Here is a 20,432-nt window from a genome sequence, read left to right on the forward strand (position 1 = left end):
AATCAAAGGAGAAAGGAGATATTGATATGAAACGGATACTCAAAACAGTTCTTACGGGTTTGCTTGGGCTCCCATTCACCGCACAAGCAATAATGATAGGCGATACGATCAATGGGTCAGGAAACACACTGACACCGGGTACTGCCATAATTGGTGCGGGAATTGAGTTTGAGGCACATGGTGGTTATATGGATTTCGATTTTGACGAGAACCTTTTAACCGTCTCTGTCACGAACCTGATTTCCTGGAGTGGATTTGGTGATTACATATTTAGTGATTTTAATGATGTCATCACAGGCGTGACAATGACTTCAAACACCTTTGTGTCTGGATTGACAGACTTTTCGTTTGATGATCACAGCATTACCCTGGATATAGATAGTGGTGAGCGCCAGCTTGACATGAGTCGTGCGGAAGCGGTCTTTGCCATCCAGACATATACAGGTACAAATACAAATTCGAATGTACCTGAACCCTCTACACTACTTCTTCTGGGAGCAGGTATAGTCGGTATAGGCGTTGCTCGTATTCGTCGATCAACAATTTAGCACCTCCATGCACTGAGGGGGGCTCACGCCCCTCTTTTTTTTTACCAATCTATAAATCCCATTTAACAGTTTATTTCACCAGTTTATTTCCGTTTACTATGCTTTTATAAATTGCACTATAGATCTATAACCATCGATAGGATATATAAACCGAGAATATGCAGGGATTATAAATGGCATTGGTTCGGAGAGTATATCCAAACGTAAGGCAAACAGATAAGGAGTGGCAGAGTGAACACAATATCAAATACTGCTTACTACTGCTGTGGCATACGGATGGAGGATGCCAGGAAAAATCGCTCAATCTGCAAGGATGTCTATGCAGAAAGATTCATGGATGAGAGGGGCAAACAGATATTCGAGCCGTTCAAGTCGGAGAAAATGCCTAACATATCGAATATCGTGAGGTGCCGACTTATTGATGATTATCTTGCTACCGAATTAGCTGAAAATAATAAGCTGACGATTATCACTGTTGGTGCAGGATTCGATACTCGACCGTATCGATCAAAGGGAGGCATATGGATAGAAATTGATGAACCACAGATAATCAACTACAAAAATGAAAGGTTGCCAGTGCAGGAGTGTTCTAACCCACTAAGTCGGATTTCAATTGACTTTACCCATGATTCTTTGTCTGAGAAGCTTAGAGAAGAAAGTAGCGAGAATTTAACAGTTATTATTATTGAAGGCGTATTCATGTATCTGGAACCGGAGGCGATCAGAAAAACAATTTGTAGCATCCAAGGATTGTTTCCCAGGCACGTACTCTATTGCGATTTGATGACAAAGCGTTTTTTTACAAAGTTTGCGCAGAGTGTTCATTCAAAACTCGTAGCATCCGGTGGTAGATTCACGGAAAGACCCGATTTGCCGGAGAAGATTTTCTTTGAGCATGACTATAAAGAGATTGAACGCACTCCAATGTTCAAACGGGCAGGAGAGCTGGGTCTCCTTTGGGATGAAGTGAAAATACCGAAATTTGTCAGCTGGTTGATGCTGAATCTATTTGCAAGAGACCTGAATGGTTATGCAGTGTATCGTCTGAATTTTGAAAAAATCTGAAAATTCATCACCCATAACGCCCCTCAATATAATCCGCAGTCTCTTTCTTATCCGGCGTAACAAACAAGTCTTCAGTTGCCTGGTGCTCCACAACCTTGCCCATCAACATGAAGATACACTCTTCACTGGCACGCCTGGCCTGCGCCATGTTGTGGGTGACGATGAGGATGGTGTATTTGCCACGCAGTTCCCAGATAAGTTCCTCGACGGCGGCGGTACCTTTAGGGTCGAGGGCGGAGCAGGGCTCATCCATTAACAGTACACTCGGCTTTACCGGCAGAAGCCGCGCGATGCATAGCTTCTGTTGCTCTTCCAGGGAGAGTTCGGTTCCCTTCTGGTTGAGCCGGTCTTTTACCTTGTCCCATAACAGCACCTGCTGCAGTGCGGATTCGACAATCTCATCCTCGTCGGAGTTCGATGATCCTGCTTTTTTGGCATGGATGCGGTGACCGAACAGAATATTGTCGCGTATCGACATAGGTAAGGGGTTCGGCCGTTGGAATACCATGCCGATCTGTTTGCGTACCTGGACGAGTTCCACGTCCGGATCGTAGATGTTCTTGTCCATGACATCGATGTTGCCTTCGATACGCACATAGCCGAGTCGTTCGTTAATGCGGTTGACGCTGCGCAGGAAGGTCGACTTGCCACAACCGGAGGGTCCAATCATCGAGGTGATCATACCGTTGCGGATATTGAGATCGACATCGAAGAGGGCCTGGAAGGTCCCATACCATAGGTTGAGCTTGCTGGTTTTGATGGCTAACTCGGGTGCTTGTTCATTCATTGTATTAGCTTGTGTTTGTTTGTAACTGGCAGAAGTTTCTCAGTATTTGCAGTTTTCAATTCTGTAACAAGGAGTACTTTTCTGACCCTCGGCACCTGACGGTTGTCTTTCTCCGACGCACCGACAGCAGTTCCATGCGCCCGAAGGAAGTGCCCTTGGGGTATGCTGACGGGGCTTACGCGGCGTCCTTGCCGCTACTGCGAAAAACAACCGTCAGGCGCCACCAACGTTCAAATTGTGACTTTTTTGACAGTTGTTGCTGATCAACCGAATTTACCTTCTACATAGTCACGGGTTCTCTGGTCCTCTACTTCGCCTGTGAAGAGATCCTCGGTTTCACCGATCTCCACACATTCACCTTCGAGAAAAAAGGCTGTTCGATCCGCAAGTCGTCTCGCCTGCTGTACCAGGTTGGTGACCAGGATGATGGTCATGTCATGCTTCAGCTCCTTCAACACATCCTCGATGCGCATGGTGGTTACCGGGTCCACGGCGATGGAGAACTCGTCCAGCATCAATAGGTCCGGCTCCTGGGAGAGGGCGCGGGCGATGGTCAAGCGCTGTTGCTGGCCACCGGAGAGAAGACTGCCCAGGGAGTAGAGCCTGTCCTTGACTTCGTCCCACAATGCGGCCCGGGTAAGGCAGCGTTCGACGATGATGTCCAGATCGCTTTTATTGTTGATGCCGCGCAGGCGGGGTGAGAGAGCGACGTTTTCATAGATCGTCAGGGGCAGGCCGACGGGAAGCGGGAAGACGACGCCGATACGGCTGCGCAGGGCATAGATGTTTTTCAGCTTATGCACATCGAGGCCGTTGAACAGAATCTGACCTTCAACACTCATGTTGGCGTTGAAGGTGTCCATGCGGTTGAGGGCCTTGAGAAAAGATGTCTTGCCGGCGTTGGCCGGACCGATGATGCCGAAGATCTCGTGCTCGCGAATCGTCAGATTGACATTGCTCAGGGCAGGTGTCTCGCCATACTTGATGGTCAAGTCATTGACCCCGAGTTTGACAGGGGCGGTGGCTTCGACCGCCTCTTCCGGTATAACGTCGGCCGCTGCGGTATTGAGGCTCATGTCTACCATTTCTTTTTACCTCGCAGATACATGCGGAAGGCGATGGAGATGCTGTTCATCAACAGCACCATGGCGATCAGCACCAGGGCGACACCGAACGGCAGGTTATCCGGTACCCCGGGTACTTGGGTGGCGACCACGAACAGGTGCAGCGAAAGCGCCATGGTCTGATCGAAGACGCCTTGGGGCAGGAAGGGCAGAAAGAATGCCGCGCCGGTGAACATGATGGGGGCGGTTTCGCCGGTGGTGCGTGACACCTCCAGGATTACGCCGGTGAGGATGCCGCTGACCGCATTCGGCAGCACTACTCGTCGTATGGTCTGCCAGCGGGTGGCGCCCATGTTCCAGCAGGCCTCTCTGAATGCCTGGGGGACGGCACGTAACGACTCCCGGGTGGAGACGATCACCACCGGCAGGGTCATGATGGCCAGGGTCAGGCTGGCTGCCAGGATGCTGGTGCCAAATCCGAAAAAGATAACGAAGGCGCCGACACCGAACAGGGCATGCACGATGGATGGAACCCCTGCCAGATTGATGATGGCCAACTGGATAATTCGGGTGAACCAGTTGTCACCGGCATACTCATTGAGATAAATGGCTGCTGCCACGCCAAGTGGAACCGATGCCAGCAGCGCAACCGCCACGATCCAAATCGTCCCCAATAGCGCGGGGAAGATGCCGCCCTCTGTCATGCCGTTGGTGGGGTCGGTAAACAGAAAATCGATGGAGATGATACTTCCGCCCTTGATGATCAGCGTGGCCAGGATAATGACAACCGGAATGATCAATAGAACGGTCATCATGAGAAACAGGATACGGAACAGGTTCTGAACCCTTTTATTTCGTACATTCAATGCAGATTCGGCGAACATTGCGATTTAACCCTTACGAATACCACGGACGATGAGATCCGCGGTGAGGTTGATCAGGAAGGTGATGATGAAGAGAAAGATGCCGATGGTGAACAGCGCTTGATAGTGAGGTGATCCCACCGCGGTCTCACCCAGTTCCGCAGCGATGGTCGCGGTCAGCGCACGTACCGGATCAAACAGGCTGCCGGGGATGTTCACCGCATGCCCGGTGGCCATCAATACCGCCATGGTCTCGCCAAAGCCACGCCCCACGCCCAACAGGACTGCCCCGAGCAGACCGTTCTTCGCAGCAGGAAGAACTGTCTTGAAGATGACTTGCCAACGGGTAGCACCCAGTGCTTCCGCCGCCTCACGATAACGGTCGGGTACCGCTTTCAAGGCATCCTCCGCAATTGAGGTCATGATCGGTGCCGCCATCAAACCGAGTATGATGCCGGCATTGAGCACATTTAAACCCACAGGCACATCAAACAGATCGATAATCAACGGATTCATGATGGAGAGACCGATGAATCCCCAGACCACCGAGGGGATGGCAGCCAACAATTCCACCAGGACCTTTAGCGACTCTCTCAGCTTGCCGGTGGCAAACTCACCGATAAAGATAGCGGCGCCGAGGGAGAAGGGGATGGCCACCACCATGGCAAGACCGGTAACACTGGCTGTACCTGCCACCAAGGCGAGAATGCCATACTCAGGGTCGTCCTCATCAGAGGGTTCCCAAAATGGCGAGAGGAAAAACTCTCTGAAGCTGAAGTCCTCCAGCAGAAAGCCCATACCTTCCATGGTGATAAATACAAATATACCTATGATGAAGATGATTGCCGAGATGCCCGCGACAAAGACCAGGGACTGCACAAGCTTGTCGATATACCAGTCCAGGTTCCGGCTGTCGAAATCCGCAGGTATCGACTGTTGGATGTTTTCGACCTCTGACATCTCAGTTTGCTCCCTCACCACGAAGCAATTCCATCAGGTCCTTAATCAGTATTGCCAATTGACGATAGATCGAATCGTATTCATGGATATCCTCATCCTCCGGTGCCTCACCCAGGCCCCACTCGACTACCGATGTGTGAAAGGGTACGCGTGGCAGGTAAGAGGAGATCTCTCCCTGCAGGCTAACGACCACATGCTGATCAGATATCTCTTTAGGGGTTAACTTTTCAATGGAGGTCGGCTCGGCATCGCTGTAATCGATACCCTTTTCCTGCATGAACTTGACCAGGTTGGAATTGAGCGCTTGGGCCTCTATTCGTCCGGCGCTTGTATAGTTGCCTATAGTCGGATGATTGATTCTGGCGATGGCCTCCGCCAGTTGACTCAGGCTGCTGTTGTCTTCGTCGACAAAGAGGATGTTGAAGGTCTTCGGCTGTTTCTGCTCTCCTGTAACGGCGAACACAGTATCTTCACAAAGATTTTTAGCCTGGTCGGATACACGTTTGAGTTGGGTGAATATGACGAAAATCGCAAGCACCTCTTCGACCTTGGCGCGATCGTCATTCTCCATCATCTCGGTATAGACAACATCCAGATTGTGCTCCATCTCACTTGCCATCTGCATGGTGCTCTTGGCGCTGTCGGCATTCAGCTCCGTAAAGGCATTGATGGCCAGTTGCAGCATATTCATGGTTTCATTGGCGATACGATCGAGTTCCCTGCCCAAACCACCACTGGGGGGTTGAGATAGCTGTGCCGCTTCCCGGGCGATGGTGACGGCATAGTCACCAATACGTTCCAGTTCGATATTCGCGCGTATCACTGAGGAGAGAAGTCGTAAGTGCCCGCCGCTAGGGATATGGACGGCGAAGAAGCGGTGACAGATGCTGTCGATATCACGCATACAGCGATTGATCGGGTTGTCATTCAACACCGTGATGTAGGCGAGTTTATTATCCCCTGTCTGCAAAGCCTTAACGGCATTTTTGACAGCTTCCTGTACCTGCGCACCCATTTTTGCCACCCGGTCGTGGATATTATTGAGGTCGCGTTCCAGTCGTTCTTCGAGGTGGCCCATTGTTAGATGCTCCGCTTTGCATGCCGTCACTGATGACAAAGGCTTTTCTTATATAGAATCAGTAATGTTTAGATGGCATAAATGCCCATCTGGTGCTCGTCTATGAGATCCAAATCCTATTCGATAAGTTTATTACGTCGGGCAGAGGGTGGATATCCCGATCCAGGCGCGCAATACGTACCTGGACCGGAAAATCGTCATCTCAATTACAGCTTACGCCGCGTATCGGTGCGTATCCCTTTTTCAGCAGAATACATTGACCGGTGTCGCTTTTGACCCAGTCAAGATAGGTTTTGATGGCTCCCGTTGGTTCACCATTGGTATACATGAATAGTGGTCGTGCAATAGGGTAACTGCGGTCACTGGCCGTCTCGACACTGGGACTGATGCAAGTAGCGCCTTCCTTAGAAACGCAGGCCATTTTGATATGGTCGGTGGCATAGGCCAATCCGCTGTAGCCAATCGCGCATGGGGTCTTCTCAACAAGATCGACCACATCCTTTGAGCCATGCATGTCAAGTGTACCCTGGCGATACTTGCCTTTTTTGCCGAGGACTTCCTTTTTGAAATAGACGTAGGTACCGGAGTTGTTCTGACGACTCACAACGACGATCTCTCCACCCTTACACCCTGGCACTTCCAAACCTAAATCGGACCATTTCGTGGATTTGCCACCGCGCCCGAATATGGATTTCAGCTGTTCATAGTTGAAGGTATCTGCCGGATTGTTCTGATGGATAAAAACAGCGAGGGCGTCGTAACCAACCACATGCTCAATGGGATCCTGCCCCTTGGATTTCGCCAGCTTTAACTCTTTCTTCTTCATCTGTCGACTGGCATTGGCGATGTCTACCGTACCGTTGATCATGGCGGCGATGCCTGTACCCGAACCGCCTCCTGACACGGCAACCGCCACATTGGCGTCAACCTTACCGTATTCCTCAGCCCAGGCCTGGGCAACATTGACCAGTGTGTCAGAGCCCTTGTTCTGAATGACGGTGCGATCCGCCGCCTGTGCGGAGAGAAGACAAAACAGGCTGCTGGCTGCCACTGAAATGACAATTGAGATTTTCCTCATTATGAACACCCTTAAATAGTTGTATTCGATTATCCGAAAAAGCACAAAAAACGAAAATGGATGGTTGAACTGGTAACCTAAATCAACGTCAGGTACCTTGTTATTTTTTTCTGTCCCGCAATCAATGATTACAGAAAGATTACAACTATATGTAAATAATATTACAGTTTCGTGACAAGAAAAGGTTATTTATTTATTTATTTTTTTTCAGCGCAGTGAAAATTACATGCTGCCAGCCAAACTGACCCGTCCGACAGGGACCTGGTGTGATGATTGCGTAGATCTGACTGTTTGGTAAACATATTTATAACTAATTGATATTTCACTGTTATATATGCGGCACCCTGGTGGGCATTGTGCAGCTGAAGGCAGTGATTTCCCAAGAGTCTAGAATTAAGGTAGTTACATTGTGAGGTGGATTGTGTCTCGATATGTGATGTCCCTTCTGTTGTTCAGCTGTTTTGCTTTCCTATGTTTTGGTCAGCCATCTGCGGATCCGCCAAGCAACAAGGGTCTTCTTCTCCAGGTCTCTGGTGCCATAGGACCTGCCACTGCGGATTATCTTGATCGGGCCTTGGATAAGGCTGAACAGGAAGCCGTGGAGTTGGTTGTCCTGCAGATGGATACCCCGGGCGGTCTGGACACTTCGATGCGGGCCATGATCAAACGCATCATCGCCTCCCAGGTGGCTGTGGTCACCTATGTGGCGCCTGGTGGTGCGCGTGCCGCGAGTGCCGGTACATATATACTCTATGCCAGCCATGTCGCGGCAATGGCACCGGGCACCAATCTGGGGGCTGCCACCCCTGTGTCCCTGGGTGGAGTTCCGAAAGCGACACCAGACAAAACCAAGGCAGAAGATGAGAGGGAGGATGATCGAGTCCCGGCGACAGATGCCAAGACAAGCAAAGTCGTCAATGACGCAGCCGCCTATATACGCAGCCTGGCAACTTTAAGAAAGCGCAATGGGGATTGGGCCGAAAAGGCGGTTAGGGATGGGGCCAGTCTCTCCGCTGAAGAGGCGTTGAAACAGGGTGTGATCGATCTGATTGCAGCAGACATCAACAGCCTGCTCTCTGCACTGAACGGCACCGAGGTGGAGCTACCCCTGGGCGGTAAGACCCTGAATACCGAGCATCTGGTTTTGCAGAAACACCTGCCAGATTGGCAGAGTCAGTTGTTGAGCATTATCAGTAATCCCAATCTGGCATATATCCTCATGCTGGTGGGCATCTATGGCCTGATATACGAGTTTGCCAATCCCGGTTCCATTGTCCCCGGTACGGTGGGCGCCATCTCCCTGCTGCTGGCGCTCTATGCATTCCATCTGCTGCCTATCAACTATGCCGGTGTTGCATTGATCCTGCTTGGACTCTCTTTGATGGTTGGGGAGGCCTTCGTGCCCAGTTTCGGTACCTTGGGCATAGGCGGTGTGGTTGCCTTCACCATCGGCTCATTGATCCTCATCGATACCGACCAGGCGGGATTCGGTATATCGCTGCCACTGATCCTGGTTGTAGCCGTGAGCAGTGCCTTCCTCATGGTCTTCGTCATCGGCATGGCCCTTAAATCCCGTAACCGCCCTGTGGTGAGTGGACGTGAGGAGATGTTGACCAGCGAAGGTGTGGTAGTGGAAGATTTCACCGGTGATGGTGATATCAGGGTGCATGGTGAGATTTGGCGGGCCCGCTCCGAGCAACCTGTTAAAAAAGATCAGCTGGTAGAGATTACCGGCAGAGAGGGCCTGGTATTAAAGATTATGCCGGTTGATAAGGAGAAGGGATCATGACGCTCTATTTCTATGCGGTTATTCTGTTTCTGGTCATCGCGTTTCTCACCTCGGCACTCAAGATATTGCGTGAGTATGAACGGGGTGTGGTGTTTTTGCTGGGGCGCTTCTGGCGGGTCAAGGGGCCAGGACTGATCATCATCATCCCGATAATCCAGCAATTCGTCAGAGTCGATCTACGCACCATCGTGCTCGATGTGCCCTCCCAGGATGTCATCTCCCGCGACAATGTCTCGGTCAAGGTCAATGCAGTGGTCTACTTCCGTGTACTGGATCCTGAGCGGGCGATAATTCAGGTAGAAGATTACATGGCCGCCACCAGCCAACTGGCTCAAACCACACTGCGTTCCGTGCTTGGGCAACACGAACTGGATGAGATGCTGGCAGAACGCGACCGCCTGAATAACGATGTGAGGAACATCCTTGACCAACAGACCGATACCTGGGGGATCAAGGTATCCAATGTGGAGATCAAGCATGTCGACCTGGATGACAGCATGATCCGGGCGATCGCCCGCCAGGCCGAGGCAGAGCGGTCGCGGCGGGCGAAGATTATCCATGCTGAAGGCGAACAGCAGGCTGCTGAAAAGTTGGTTGAAGCGGCCAGTATCCTGGCCAAACAGCCGCAGGCGATTCAACTCAGGTACCTGGAGACCCTGACAGAGGTCGCCGGGGATAAGAGTCATACCCTGGTTTTTCCGCTGCCAATGGATCTGCTGGAACCGCTACTCAAAAAGAAGAGCAGCAGCTAACAGCTGTACATTTGGTGGGGCAGGGCCCCACCCTACGCCCTAATGTCCGGGTCGAGAATAGGTGGGTGCTTGCAATGCATTTTGGTGGGGCAGAGCCCCACCCTACACCATATCTGACAACTGGATAAGCCATGCACTGGTGCGGTAAACCGCACCCTACACTTCGCTTACATGTAGGGTGCGGCTTGCCGCACCGTTGACTCAATCCAGCTCTTCAAGGGTGGAGAGAAGCTGTGCATAGCTGGTTACCACCGAGGTGTATTCAAAATCCTGCAATCGTTTGACATTATCCAGGTCAACCTGTCTTGGATAGACCATGACCATGCCGCCTGGCGCCTCTGTCTCCATTTCCGGCTCGGTATCGCAGGCGAAGACAATGCTCGGAATCCGGCACTTTCCGGCCTGGGCGTAAATGTTGGTTACCAAGCTATCGGCTATCCCCCAAACCATCTTGGCAATGGTATTGGATGTGGCAGGGGCGATTACCAGGCGCCTGTAACGACCCTGATAGAAGAGTCCCACCGGGGAGGCGCTGGCAGTGGTATCACGGAAACAGGTGAAGCGCTCTTTAAGTGTTTTTACATCGAAGTCGTACATTGGCAGCACTTCCGCCGCCGCCTTGCTCAGGAACAGGTCCACGTCGGATCGATGTTGTATCAGTTCAAGACACTCTTTGAGATAGTGACCGGATCCGGTGATCGCCCATGCTTCGCGCAACTTTGATTTCGAGGATGATTCATTCATAGTGAACGTATAGTAAAAGATACCGGCACGCTTTTCAGTCGTAAAGGATAGAGAATTCGTCAGATAGGATGTTATGCAGGACTAGGACCATCCATGGTCTGGGAATTATCAACGGGGCGGCGAGATTCCGAACCGTTTCATGCGCCGATAGAGAGTATTTCGACTGAGGGCGAGCTTTTTGGCGACCCTGCTGATATTCCAATGCATCTCTTCGAGCTCGCTCAAGAGTGCGTCGCGTTCAGCAATCGCCAGGGCATTGAGATTGGCTTCCGCTGCGTCTGGAAATTCATCGTCATAGACAATATTACGGATTTCCTCAGGCAGATCGTTGATTGTCACCAAGTTGTTTTCACACAGTGCCGTGCAGGTGCGAAGCACATTCCGCAGCTGGCGAATATTGCCTGGCCAGGGGAAGTTTTCGAGCAATTTCAGGGCTTCGGGTTCCCAGGTCAATTCCGCCGAGGAGCCTGCCTCCAACTGGGCGATGTGTTTGATCAGTTCAAGCTTGTCAGTGCGTTCCCGCAAGGGAGGCATGGTCATCGAGACGCCATGCAGCCGATAGTAGAGGTCCTCGCGGAAATCACCATCCTCCACCATGTCCTTGATGTTATGGTGGGTGGCGCTGACCAGCTTGAGGGAGACCTTGATCGGTTTTTCTCCGCCCAGGGGTGTCACTTCACGCTCCTCGAGCACCCTCAGCAGGCGGGCCTGCAGGTGCAGGGGCATATCGCCGATCTCATCAAGAAACAGGGTGCCGCCGTCTGCCTGTACGATCTTGCCGCGGCTGCCCTCCCGGCTGGCCCCGGTGAATGCGCCAGGTCTGTAACCAAAGAGTTCACTCTCGATCAGGGATTCAGGCAGGGATGCGCAGTTCACTGCAATAAAGGCTTTTTCGTGTCGGGAGCTGGCCTGGTGCAATGCCCGGGCAAACATCTCCTTACCGGTGCCGGTCTCACCGAACAACATGCAGGGGACATCTCTTTCGATCAGTTTGATGGCGGTCTTCACGTTGCGCTTCATGCGTGGCTCATCGAAGTGCAGTGCGTCCAGGGAATCGGAACTCCCCAGGTAGTCATTCTCGTCACCCTTGTTGCTGTAAGGTGTTTTAGCCTTGGATTGGGAGACGTTGCTGCGGCAGCTCTTCTCCGGCGCCTGGAGGGTTGCAAAGAAACGTTTGCCGTGTTGCGATTCCCGAATCGGGAAGGCATGGGTGTGGACGTTATTCAGCAGGGAGCCGAGGGAGGTGGTGAAGAGTTGCTGAATCGGGTGTCCCACGATCTGTTGTGGCGATTCCAGGTTGAGTTGGAATATGGCGCTACGATTGATGGCCAGTATCTTACCTTCTGCGTCGAAGGCGATGGCGCCCTCGCCAAGCGTGCTGATGAACTCTGAACGGGAATGAAAGCGCAGCACGAAGGCCTCTTTCATGGCACAGAAGAAAACCCGGTTTTCAATCACCTGGGCGGACATGTTCAACAGCACCATGGTGTGCTGCTGAGCCATCTGCGACTCGCTGGAGGCATCGAGTACCGCCAGGATGTCTCCATGGGGATCGAATATGGGTGCGGCGGCGCAGGTCAGGGTGGCATTGCGGGAGAAATAGTGTGACTGTTTGTGGATAACGAGGGGTTTCTGCTCAACCAGGCAGGTGCCCATGCCATTGGTGCCCTGAACAGACTCGCTCCACACGGCGCCCAGTTGCATACCGGCGTGTGCGGCAGCATCGGTGAATTGGGGATCACCGATGAAATTGAGCAGGATTCCGTCCTTGTCTGTCAGCATAATGGCATGACCGGAACCGGCCAGCTGCTGATAAAGATCGGTCATCTCGACCCGGGCGATGTCCAGCAGACGATCATACTTTTGCAGGCGGTCGCGCAGATCCTGTCGATCGATAATGACAGGCTTGGGTGACACGCCGGGATCGAGTCCGTATTCATCACGGCAGCGACGCCAGGACCTGAGTGTCAGGTCGTCTATATCGGAAGAGTGGATGATATGGCTGCCGTCAAGGGCGGCGCGTACGAACTCTTCGTGATTGGATATGTCGTTGTGAAGGATGGCTTTGTCCACCTTTATTTACCTCTGGTCGCAATCAGTCCCTGTAAGAAAGATGCCTCCTTGCCACCACATTTTATTTATTATTCAGGGGAATTTATAAATATTATCAATATACTTTATTTATCGTGCTGAGTTTATGCCAATATGGCTCGATTGACAAATCGCAATCTGTCTGGTTATTAGGGGTAACCCTATGGTAATGCTTAGTTTTTCACGCCCTCTCATCATGGGAATTCTAAATTTGACCCCGGATAGCTTTTCCGATGGTGGGCGTTACGAAACGACATCGGCAGTCAATCGCGCAATGGAGATGGTGGCAGAGGGGGCAGACATCATTGATATTGGTGGGGAATCAACCCGTCCACAGGCATCCAGGGTCAGCGCCGCCGAGCAGAAACGTCGGGTCTTGCAGACCATACAGATATTGCGGGAGCGCCTGCCCGAAGGCTTTCCTATCAGCATCGACACCACCCTGAGTGAGGTTGCCCGAGATGCGATCGACGCTGGAGCCAGTATGATCAACGATGTATCAGCTGGGCGCGAGGATCCCGAGATGCTCGGGTTGGCAGGATCGGCTGATATTCCACTCGTGCTGATGCATATGCAGGGAACACCGGAAACCATGCAGCATGCACCGGTGTACCGGGATGTGGTTTCAGAAGTGAAGGCGTTTTTGGAGCAGCGGATTGAAGCGGCACTGCGGGCTGGGGTGAAACCCGAAGCGCTATTGCTGGACCCGGGAATTGGGTTCGGCAAGCAAAAGCGACATAACTTGGAGTTGCTGGCTGATCTCCAGCAGATCGGTGAACTGGGTTATCCCCTGTTGCTCGGTGTGAGTCGTAAGCGTTTCATGGGCGCCATCAGCAATCAGACACAGCCTGAACAGTTGATACCCGCCACCTGTGCCTGTACCGCCTTGGGAGTCATGGCCGGGGTGAAGGTGTTTCGGGTGCATGATGTGTGGCAGAATCGACAAGCGCTTGATGTGGCCTGGGCCATCCGTAATAACAACTCATTCCAATGATGTTGTGGTATGGTTAAAAAAAATGCCCCCTGTGGCTAGGGGATAGCCACTAGAAGGGCATTAAGGGTGGAGGAAATCTTTTCAACAATCGAAGCAGAATCGATGGTAATCCATACGATTCAGGTCTGGCTTCTGTCTTTTCCTAGGCAGAATGCGGGCCAAGATGCGAAAATAATTTATAACATACTGAAAAATATACAAAATAATTGATATATTTATATGAGCAACTGAGCCGTATGTGATTGGTTGCTACATATCTCGGAAAACTGTTACAGATGTGTCACACCTTCTGTAACCATTCTCAAATTTGACATTTACCGACTCTATATAGGGTTGGAATCCTGACCAGGTTCTATCCGCACGGCACAGAACTTGAACTCTGGTATTTTCGCCGCCGGATCCAGTGCTTCATTGGTCAACAGGTTTGCCGCCGCTTCGTGGTAACAGAAGGGGAGGAATACCTGGCCGGGAGAGACACCTTCGTCGGCTCGGGCATACGCGGTTACCACCCCTCGTCTCGATTGCAACATGATCGGGCCACCAGGTTCTATATCGATGCGTGCGAGTTCCTGGGGATGGAGGCTGGCAACCGGGATCGGTTCGATCTTGTCGAGCACCTCCGCACGTCGGGTCATGGCTCCGGTGTGCCAATGTTCCAACTGGCGACCGGTGATCAGTACCCAGGGATACTCATGATCCGGCAGCTCGTCGGCGTTGGTAAAGGGTGCGGGTGTAAAGCTCGCCCTGCCGGACGGGGTTGGAAATGTATCGGTGAAAATAACCGGCTGTCCCGGATCGTCTTCATTTTCACAGGGGTAGGTTATGGCACCCTCCTGCTCCAGGCGCTCCCAGGAGATACCGGCGATACTCGGCATTGCCTGACGCATCTCGGCAAACACCTCCTTGGGATGATCGTAGTGCCAGTCCAGGCCTAACCTGCGTGCCATCTCCTGGATGATCTCCAGGTCCTGTCTGGCCTCGCCCGGTGGATCGATAGCCTGGCGCCCCAACTGTACCCTCCGATCGGTGTTGGTGAAGCTGCCGTCCTTTTCGGCAAAGGCGGAGGCGGGCAGAATGACATCCGCGTACCAGGCAGTCTCGGTCATGAAGATGTCCTGCACCACCAGATGTTCCAGACTGGCCAGGGCCTTGCGGGCATGGTTCAGGTTGGGATCTGACATGGCCGGGTTCTCGCCCATGATGTACATGCCCCGGATGGTGCCTTCGGTGATGGCATGCATGATCTCGACCACGGTCAGGCCCGGTTTAGCATCCAGGGGTGTCCCCCACAGGGCTTCGAATTTGGCGCGGATCTCCGGGTTGTCCACCCGCTGATAGTCGGGGAAGACCATAGGTATCAGCCCTACATCGGAGGCCCCTTGTACGTTGTTCTGCCCCCGTAGAGGGTGCAGCCCGGTGCCCGGACGGCCGATCTGTCCGGTCATCAGGGCCAGGGAGATGAGTGCCCGGGAATTGTCGGTGCCATGCACATGCTGGGAGACCCCCATGCCCCAGAAGATAATTGAGGCCTTGGATGATGCATACAGATGCGCCACTTCTCGAATGGTTTCAGCGTCGATGCCGCAGATAGGCTCCATGGCTTCCGGCGTGAAGGCGCGCAGGTGCTCCGCCAACACCTCATAGCCGTTGGTGCGGTTGTTGACGAATTGCTCATCCACAAGCCCCTGTTCGATCACCGCATTCATGATGGCGTTGAGCAGGGCCACGTCGGTATCGGGCTTGAACTGGAGGAAATGGGAGGCGTGTCTGGCAATGGTGGTGCGTCGTGGGTCCATCACAACCAGGGTCTTACCGGCCTTGACCTGATTCTTGATAAAGGTTGCCGCCACCGGGTGGTTATCGGTGGTATTGGAACCGATGATCAGTATCAGCTCTGCCTGGTCCACGTCCGCCACCGGGTTGGAGACAGCGCCTGAGCCGATCATCTCCAGCAGTGCCACTACGGAAGAGGCATGACAGAGGCGGGTGCAGTGATCCACATTGTTGCTGCCAAAGCCTGTACGGACCAGCTTTTGAAACAGATAGGCCTCCTCGTTGGAGCCCTTGGCGGAGCCGAAGCCCGCCAACGCGGCAGCTCCCCGCTCATCCCTCATCTTAACCAGTCCGCCAGCGGCAAATGTCAGGGCCTCCTCCCAACTCGCTTCGCGGAAACCGGCGAAGGGGTTTTTGTGATCGAGGGCCAGCTCGGCCCGTTTGGGGGCATCATCACGGCGAATCAGCGGCACGGTCAGACGGTGTTTATGGTGTACATAATCGAAACCGTAACGTCCTTTGACACACAGGCGGGAGTTGTTGGCCGGCCCGTCGCGCCCGGTAACATAGCGTATGCGGTTATCACTCACATGGTAGGTAAGCTGGCAGCCGACGCCGCAATAGGGACATACCGAATCGATCTGTTTCTCGGTCTGCTCCAATCCCAGGCCGTTGGCCGGCATCAGCGCCCCCGTGGGACAGGCCTGTACACACTCGCCACAGGCGACACAGCTGCTCTCGGCCAGGCTCTCTTCCGCATCGAAGACGATACTCGAGGCGCCACCTCGCCAGGCATAGCCGATCACATCGTTGACCTGCTCTTCGCGACATGCGCGCAGACAGCGGGTGCACTGGATACAGGCATCCAGATTAACCGCGATGGCTGGATGAGAACTGTCCGCCACCGGTTGGCGGCGGCTGGGGAAGCGGGGCTTGCCCAGATCCATCTTTTGCGACCACTGGTCAAGCTCATTGTGGTGGCTGTAGCAGGTCTCGGCCATGTCGGATTGAAGCAGCTCCAATACCAGCTGTTGTGCCTTGCGAGGTCGTTCGCCCTGGCTATTCACCACCATCCCGTCGCTTGGTGCCCGGCAACAGGAGGCGGCCAGGGTGCGCTCACCCTCGATCTCCACCACACAGGCCCGGCAGTTGCCGTCGGGTCGCAGACCCTCCTTGTAACAGAGATGGGGGATTTCGACCCCGGAGCGTTTCGCTACCTGCAACAGGCTCTCCCCTGGCATGGCGCTTTGTGGCTTGCCATCCAGGGTGAAATTGATGCTGCCTTGGGGGGGCTGAGGATCATTCGCCATGTTCCAACTCCTGAGGAAAATATTTCAGCACGCTCAACATGGGGTTGGGTGCGGCCTGACCCAGGCCACAGATGGAGGCATCGATCATGACACTCGAGAGCTCCTGGAGCAGATCCTTGTCCCATTCACCCTGTTGCATAAGCGCCACTGCCTTCTCGGTACCCACCCGGCAGGGTGTGCACTGTCCACAGGATTCATGGGCAAAGAAGCGCATGGCGTTGAGGGCCGCATCGCGAGCGCTGTCGTGCTGGGAGAGAACGATAATGGCGGCCGAACCGATGAAACAGTCATAGGGTTGTAAGGTGTCGAAATCGAGCGGAACGTCGGCCAGGGAGGCGGGGAGGATGCCCCCTGAGGCGCCACCAGGGAAGTAACCATAGAGTTCATGACCTTGCGGCATGCCCCCACAATATTCATCGATGAGTTCACGCATGGTGATGCCGGCGGGGGCCAGATGCACGCCCGGTTGGTTGACCCGGCCACTCACCGAGAAGCTGCGCAGGCCATGGCGGCCGTTACGCCCCTGTTGGGCAAACCAGTCGGCACCCCGTTCCAGCAGTTCACGCACCCAGTAGAGGGTCTCCATGTTGTGTTCCAGGGTGGGACGGCCGAAGAGTCCAACCTGGGCCACGTAGGGGGGGCGTTGCCTGGGCATGCCGCGCTTCCCCTCGATCGATTCGATCATCGCCGATTCCTCGCCGCAGATATAGGCACCGGCCCCTCTGCGCAGATGAATGGGCGGTAGCGGACAGGGAGGGTTTGACTGAAGAGCCTTCAACTCCCTCTCCAGCAGCCTGTGGATAGCTGCATATTCGTCACGCAGATAGATGTAGATCTCACTGATACCGACCACCCGTGCGGCGATAAGGGTCCCTTCGAGAAAACGGTGTGGATCCCGTTCCAGATAGTAGCGATCCTTGAAGGTACCCGGTTCGCCTTCGTCGATATTCACCGCCAGCAGACGCGGTGCCGGTTGTTCACGCAAAATGCGCCATTTACGACCGGCGGGGAAACCGGCGCCTCCCAGGCCTCTGAGATTTGAGTCTTCCAGGCATTGAATCACATGTTCCACTGACAGCTGCGTCGGGTGACTGCCGTTACCATCATCTGCTTCGATCCTTTTCAGCAGTTCATAGCCGCCGCCATTCTGATAGCCTTTGTAATCCAGATAGTCGGGTAACTCCGGTTCGCCATCACTCGCTTCAAGCCGTTGCATCACTTTAGCGGGATCGGCTTGGGGGATCGGTTCTCTACCTATCACGGCCAGGGGTGCCTCCTGGCAGCGACCCACACAGGGCACCCGTTGCAGTCGAATTCCATGACCCAGACTCGCCTGCAGGTCACTGATCAGAGTCTCTGCACCGGCCAGGTTGCAGGAGATGGAGTCGCACACCCGGATTGTCAGTGGCGGTGGCGGTGTCTGACCCTGTTTAACCAGATCGAAATGGTGGTAGAAACTGGCCACTTCAAAGATATGCGCGGAAGAGAGGTCCATCTCCTGGGCAAGCGCCGCTATATGATCCACTGAAATATATCCCATGCGATCTTGAATACGGTGCAGTATTTCGATCAATAGGTCAGGTCGGCGCGGCGTCTCTCCCAGCAGTAGTCGAATTTCGCTTAATACCGCTGGCTTAATGTTGCGGCCTTTTTTGCGGCCACGCCGGCGATTGTCTTGTTTCACATCTGAGGACAAGTGAGTATCCATTGATAAATAGTGGTTGGGTGTCGGTTTTTTTAGTTGATGCTTAATTATGTTTTGCAAATCGTGTGCCATTGTTAAGGTGTTATCAGGGATCACCTTAAGATCCAATACGAAGCAAAGCAGTGCCCCAGATTTCTGGCACATTGAGCACTGGCTGTGTCTTCAGCAAGACAATGATTCACTAACTGTGGTCTAACAGAATAACCATTCAGTGCCCCATAGATGGCTATATAAGGTTTGATAGCTGTTGGCAGTAAAAGTGCATATGTCAGTAAACATAGGGCCTGTTAACACTAATCCAATGCACTCTGTTGTGCCTGAAAAAACGCCAATCAAGGCGCACCCCAAGGGCACTTCCTACGGGCGCGAGGAGAGAAGTTTGGTCACTCCAAATGAACGACGAGCAACGCTGAGTGGCGCTTTTTCAGGCGCACCCCAAGGGCACTTCCTTCGGGGCGCAACCCGAAGGGCTGGGGCTGTTTTTGCACCCAGCGGCGTTATCATTCGCTCATGTAGCCGGGCTACACCACGCTCATTCTGCCTTGCTGGGCGCAAAAACAGTCCCAGCAGAGCGCACCCCAAGGGCACTTCCTTCGGGGCGCATTGGATTAGTGTTAACAGGCCCTAGGCGAAGAGGTGAATATACCAGTGATATCATGCTTTCCAGGTCGCCCTATCATTCAGGCGGCTATCAATCTCCCGCTAATCCCATACCTGCGAAACCTGGCGCTGATTGTGGCATTGTTTGTATGCGTGGACGGACTTCAGGCGCGGTCAGCTGCGGTGATGGAGATAGCGCCAGGGATCTTCATGTGGCCAGGACATCAGGAAGAATTCTCTTCACACAATCAGGGGCATATCGCCAATATTGGATTTATTGTTGGTAGCGAGCGGGTGGCCGTGATCGATACCGGCAGCAGTTATCAGGAGGGGTTGGCACTACGTAAAGCGATTCGTGAAACGACACAACTTCCCATCGAGTTTGTGATCATTACCCATATGCATCCCGACCACTCGCTCGGTGCCGCCGCCTTCAAGCAGGATAAGCCGGCATATATCGGCCATGCACAGCTGAGTGATGCCTTGGCAAGACGCCAATCGGTCTACCTGAAGCGGATGCAAGAGATACTGGGAGCAGTGGCAGAGGGTACAGAAATGGTGTTTCCGACCCAGACGGTTGCTGTTGATAGCAGCTTAACCCTGGATCTTGGTGCAAGGATGCTCCATCTGCATGCCTATCCGACGGCGCATACCAATAACGATCTGAGTGTATATGACCAGAAGACTGGAACATTGTGGCTCTCGGACCTGCTCTTCATAGAGCGAACCCCGGTGGTTGATGGCAGCCTGTTGGGATGGTTGAAGGTCATGGATGAGATCAGCCGCCAGCCCTGCATAGCGATGGTTTCTGCAGAGACAGGGGGTAGTGGACAGTGCGGTGAAGTCAGACGAATTGTGCCCGGTCATGGCCCTGTTACAACCCAATGGCAGAAGGCGCTGGCCGATCAGCGCCGATATCTCGATTTCGTTGCGGCGGGTATCAGAAAAGTCATCAGCAAGGGGGGTAGTATCTCCCAAGCAGTGGAGAATGTGGGTTGGGAGGAACGGGAAAACTGGCTCTTGTTCGATGAATTCCATGGTCGAAATGTCACTGCTGTATTTGCGGAATTGGAATGGGAGTAGACGATAGACCCCATGAAAACTGGTGAAAGACGATCACTAAAGTTATACATTTTTTGTGGTAGAAGGGATTCGCGATCTTGTATATACCCTATCAGGCCTTTTGCAGGCCAGAGACTGGCGTTGACGCATCAGTTTGTTTTACTCACTG

General features: G+C 53.3%; 16 protein-coding genes. 6 read left to right on the forward strand and 10 right to left on the reverse strand.

Annotated features, from left to right (window positions below; genetic code table 11):
• The first annotated feature begins 26 nt into the window (after positions 1 to 26).
• Together R2K28_RS09390 and R2K28_RS09395 are read left to right on the forward strand one after the other, a co-directional pair.
• A complete protein-coding gene (locus R2K28_RS09390; RefSeq protein WP_316369439.1) occupies positions 27 to 548 on the forward strand; it encodes a PEP-CTERM sorting domain-containing protein in 522 nt (173 codons plus the stop codon).
• Between the two features lie 231 nt (positions 549 to 779).
• Positions 780 to 1,613, forward strand: coding sequence for a class I SAM-dependent methyltransferase (locus tag R2K28_RS09395; protein ID WP_316369441.1), 834 nt, complete (start codon positions 780 to 782; stop codon positions 1,611 to 1,613).
• Positions 1,614 to 1,620: 7 nt separating this feature from the next.
• On the opposite strand, the gene R2K28_RS09400 is transcribed toward R2K28_RS09395, so the two are convergent.
• From R2K28_RS09400 to R2K28_RS09425, 6 genes are all read right to left on the reverse strand, one after another.
• Positions 1,621 to 2,400, reverse strand: a complete 780-nt coding sequence (locus R2K28_RS09400) for a phosphate ABC transporter ATP-binding protein (RefSeq protein ID WP_316369443.1) — start codon at positions 2,398 to 2,400, stop codon at positions 1,621 to 1,623.
• Between the two features lie 263 nt (positions 2,401 to 2,663).
• Complete coding sequence (locus R2K28_RS09405) at positions 2,664 to 3,476, reverse strand: phosphate ABC transporter ATP-binding protein (protein WP_316369444.1); 813 nt, start codon at positions 3,474 to 3,476, stop codon at positions 2,664 to 2,666.
• Between the two features lie 2 nt (positions 3,477 to 3,478).
• Positions 3,479 to 4,348 carry a phosphate ABC transporter permease PstA gene (pstA, locus tag R2K28_RS09410; protein WP_316369445.1) on the reverse strand — a complete coding sequence of 290 codons (870 nt, stop codon included), beginning with the start codon at positions 4,346 to 4,348 and terminating at the stop codon, positions 3,479 to 3,481.
• 6 nt (positions 4,349 to 4,354) lie between these two features.
• On the reverse strand, positions 4,355 to 5,287 hold the full coding sequence (gene pstC / locus R2K28_RS09415; protein ID WP_316369446.1) for a phosphate ABC transporter permease subunit PstC: 933 nt from the start codon (positions 5,285 to 5,287) through the stop codon (positions 4,355 to 4,357).
• Position 5,288: 1 nt separating this feature from the next.
• The gene (gene phoU, locus R2K28_RS09420; RefSeq protein ID WP_316369448.1) at positions 5,289 to 6,365 is read right to left on the reverse strand and encodes a phosphate signaling complex protein PhoU; all 1,077 of its coding nucleotides are present in this window, start codon (positions 6,363 to 6,365) and stop codon (positions 5,289 to 5,291) included.
• Positions 6,366 to 6,567: 202 nt separating this feature from the next.
• Complete coding sequence (locus tag R2K28_RS09425) at positions 6,568 to 7,443, reverse strand: PstS family phosphate ABC transporter substrate-binding protein (RefSeq protein ID WP_316369450.1); 876 nt, start codon at positions 7,441 to 7,443, stop codon at positions 6,568 to 6,570.
• Between the two features lie 436 nt (positions 7,444 to 7,879).
• Between R2K28_RS09425 and R2K28_RS09430 the strand changes: the two genes are divergently transcribed.
• Both R2K28_RS09430 and R2K28_RS09435 read left to right on the forward strand, forming a co-directional pair.
• Positions 7,880 to 9,232, forward strand: coding sequence for an NfeD family protein (locus tag R2K28_RS09430; protein WP_316369452.1), 1,353 nt, complete (start codon positions 7,880 to 7,882; stop codon positions 9,230 to 9,232).
• Positions 9,229 to 9,984 (forward strand): slipin family protein, encoded by a 756-nt coding sequence (locus tag R2K28_RS09435; RefSeq protein WP_316369453.1) that lies wholly within the window; start codon positions 9,229 to 9,231, stop codon positions 9,982 to 9,984. The genes R2K28_RS09430 and R2K28_RS09435 overlap by 4 nt, the downstream gene beginning before the upstream one ends.
• Positions 9,985 to 10,185: 201 nt before the next feature.
• Here R2K28_RS09435 and R2K28_RS09440 read toward each other — a convergent pair whose 3' ends face one another.
• Entirely contained in the window at positions 10,186 to 10,728 is a 543-nt protein-coding gene (locus R2K28_RS09440) for a flavoprotein (RefSeq protein ID WP_316369455.1), read from the reverse strand.
• Between the two features lie 108 nt (positions 10,729 to 10,836).
• Positions 10,837 to 12,801, reverse strand: a complete 1,965-nt coding sequence (locus R2K28_RS09445) for a sigma-54-dependent Fis family transcriptional regulator (RefSeq protein ID WP_316369457.1) — start codon at positions 12,799 to 12,801, stop codon at positions 10,837 to 10,839.
• Positions 12,802 to 12,982: 181 nt separating this feature from the next.
• Between R2K28_RS09445 and folP the strand changes: the two genes are divergently transcribed.
• Complete coding sequence (folP, locus tag R2K28_RS09450) at positions 12,983 to 13,813, forward strand: dihydropteroate synthase (RefSeq protein WP_316369459.1); 831 nt, start codon at positions 12,983 to 12,985, stop codon at positions 13,811 to 13,813.
• 323 nt (positions 13,814 to 14,136) lie between these two features.
• On the opposite strand, the gene fdhF is transcribed toward folP, so the two are convergent.
• Both fdhF and R2K28_RS09460 read right to left on the reverse strand, forming a co-directional pair.
• The gene (fdhF, locus tag R2K28_RS09455; RefSeq protein WP_316369461.1) at positions 14,137 to 16,896 is read right to left on the reverse strand and encodes a formate dehydrogenase subunit alpha; all 2,760 of its coding nucleotides are present in this window, start codon (positions 16,894 to 16,896) and stop codon (positions 14,137 to 14,139) included.
• Positions 16,886 to 18,592, reverse strand: coding sequence for an NAD(P)H-dependent oxidoreductase subunit E (locus R2K28_RS09460; protein WP_316369463.1), 1,707 nt, complete (start codon positions 18,590 to 18,592; stop codon positions 16,886 to 16,888). Before R2K28_RS09460 ends, fdhF begins: the two co-directional genes overlap by 11 nt.
• 744 nt (positions 18,593 to 19,336) lie before the next feature.
• On the opposite strand from R2K28_RS09460, the gene R2K28_RS09465 reads away from it, so the two are divergent.
• On the forward strand, positions 19,337 to 20,284 hold the full coding sequence (locus R2K28_RS09465; RefSeq protein WP_316369465.1) for a quinoprotein relay system zinc metallohydrolase 2: 948 nt from the start codon (positions 19,337 to 19,339) through the stop codon (positions 20,282 to 20,284).
• The last annotated feature ends 148 nt before the right edge of the window (positions 20,285 to 20,432 follow it).

The organism is Candidatus Thiodiazotropha sp. CDECU1 (genome assembly GCF_963455295.1).
In the GTDB taxonomy this organism is placed as follows: domain Bacteria; phylum Pseudomonadota; class Gammaproteobacteria; order Chromatiales; family Chromatiaceae; genus Thiodiazotropha.

What these genes read in the sequence shown, in the direction of transcription:
- R2K28_RS09435 (WP_316369453.1), top strand. Translation starts at nt 9,229, where the DNA reads ATGACGCTCTATTTCTATGCGGTTATTCTGTTTCTGGTCATCGCGTTT.
- pstA (WP_316369445.1), bottom strand. Translation starts at nt 4,348, where the DNA reads ATGTTCGCCGAATCTGCATTGAATGTACGAAATAAAAGGGTTCAGAAC.
- R2K28_RS09400 (WP_316369443.1), bottom strand. Translation starts at nt 2,400, where the DNA reads ATGAATGAACAAGCACCCGAGTTAGCCATCAAAACCAGCAAGCTCAAC.
- R2K28_RS09390 (WP_316369439.1), top strand. Translation starts at nt 27, where the DNA reads ATGAAACGGATACTCAAAACAGTTCTTACGGGTTTGCTTGGGCTCCCA.
- R2K28_RS09425 (WP_316369450.1), bottom strand. Translation starts at nt 7,443, where the DNA reads ATGAGGAAAATCTCAATTGTCATTTCAGTGGCAGCCAGCAGCCTGTTT.
- R2K28_RS09405 (WP_316369444.1), bottom strand. Translation starts at nt 3,476, where the DNA reads ATGAGCCTCAATACCGCAGCGGCCGACGTTATACCGGAAGAGGCGGTC.
- R2K28_RS09440 (WP_316369455.1), bottom strand. Translation starts at nt 10,728, where the DNA reads ATGAATGAATCATCCTCGAAATCAAAGTTGCGCGAAGCATGGGCGATC.
- folP (WP_316369459.1), top strand. Translation starts at nt 12,983, where the DNA reads ATGGTAATGCTTAGTTTTTCACGCCCTCTCATCATGGGAATTCTAAAT.
- fdhF (WP_316369461.1), bottom strand. Translation starts at nt 16,896, where the DNA reads ATGGCGAATGATCCTCAGCCCCCCCAAGGCAGCATCAATTTCACCCTG.
- phoU (WP_316369448.1), bottom strand. Translation starts at nt 6,365, where the DNA reads ATGGGCCACCTCGAAGAACGACTGGAACGCGACCTCAATAATATCCAC.
- R2K28_RS09430 (WP_316369452.1), top strand. Translation starts at nt 7,880, where the DNA reads ATGTCCCTTCTGTTGTTCAGCTGTTTTGCTTTCCTATGTTTTGGTCAG.
- pstC (WP_316369446.1), bottom strand. Translation starts at nt 5,287, where the DNA reads ATGTCAGAGGTCGAAAACATCCAACAGTCGATACCTGCGGATTTCGAC.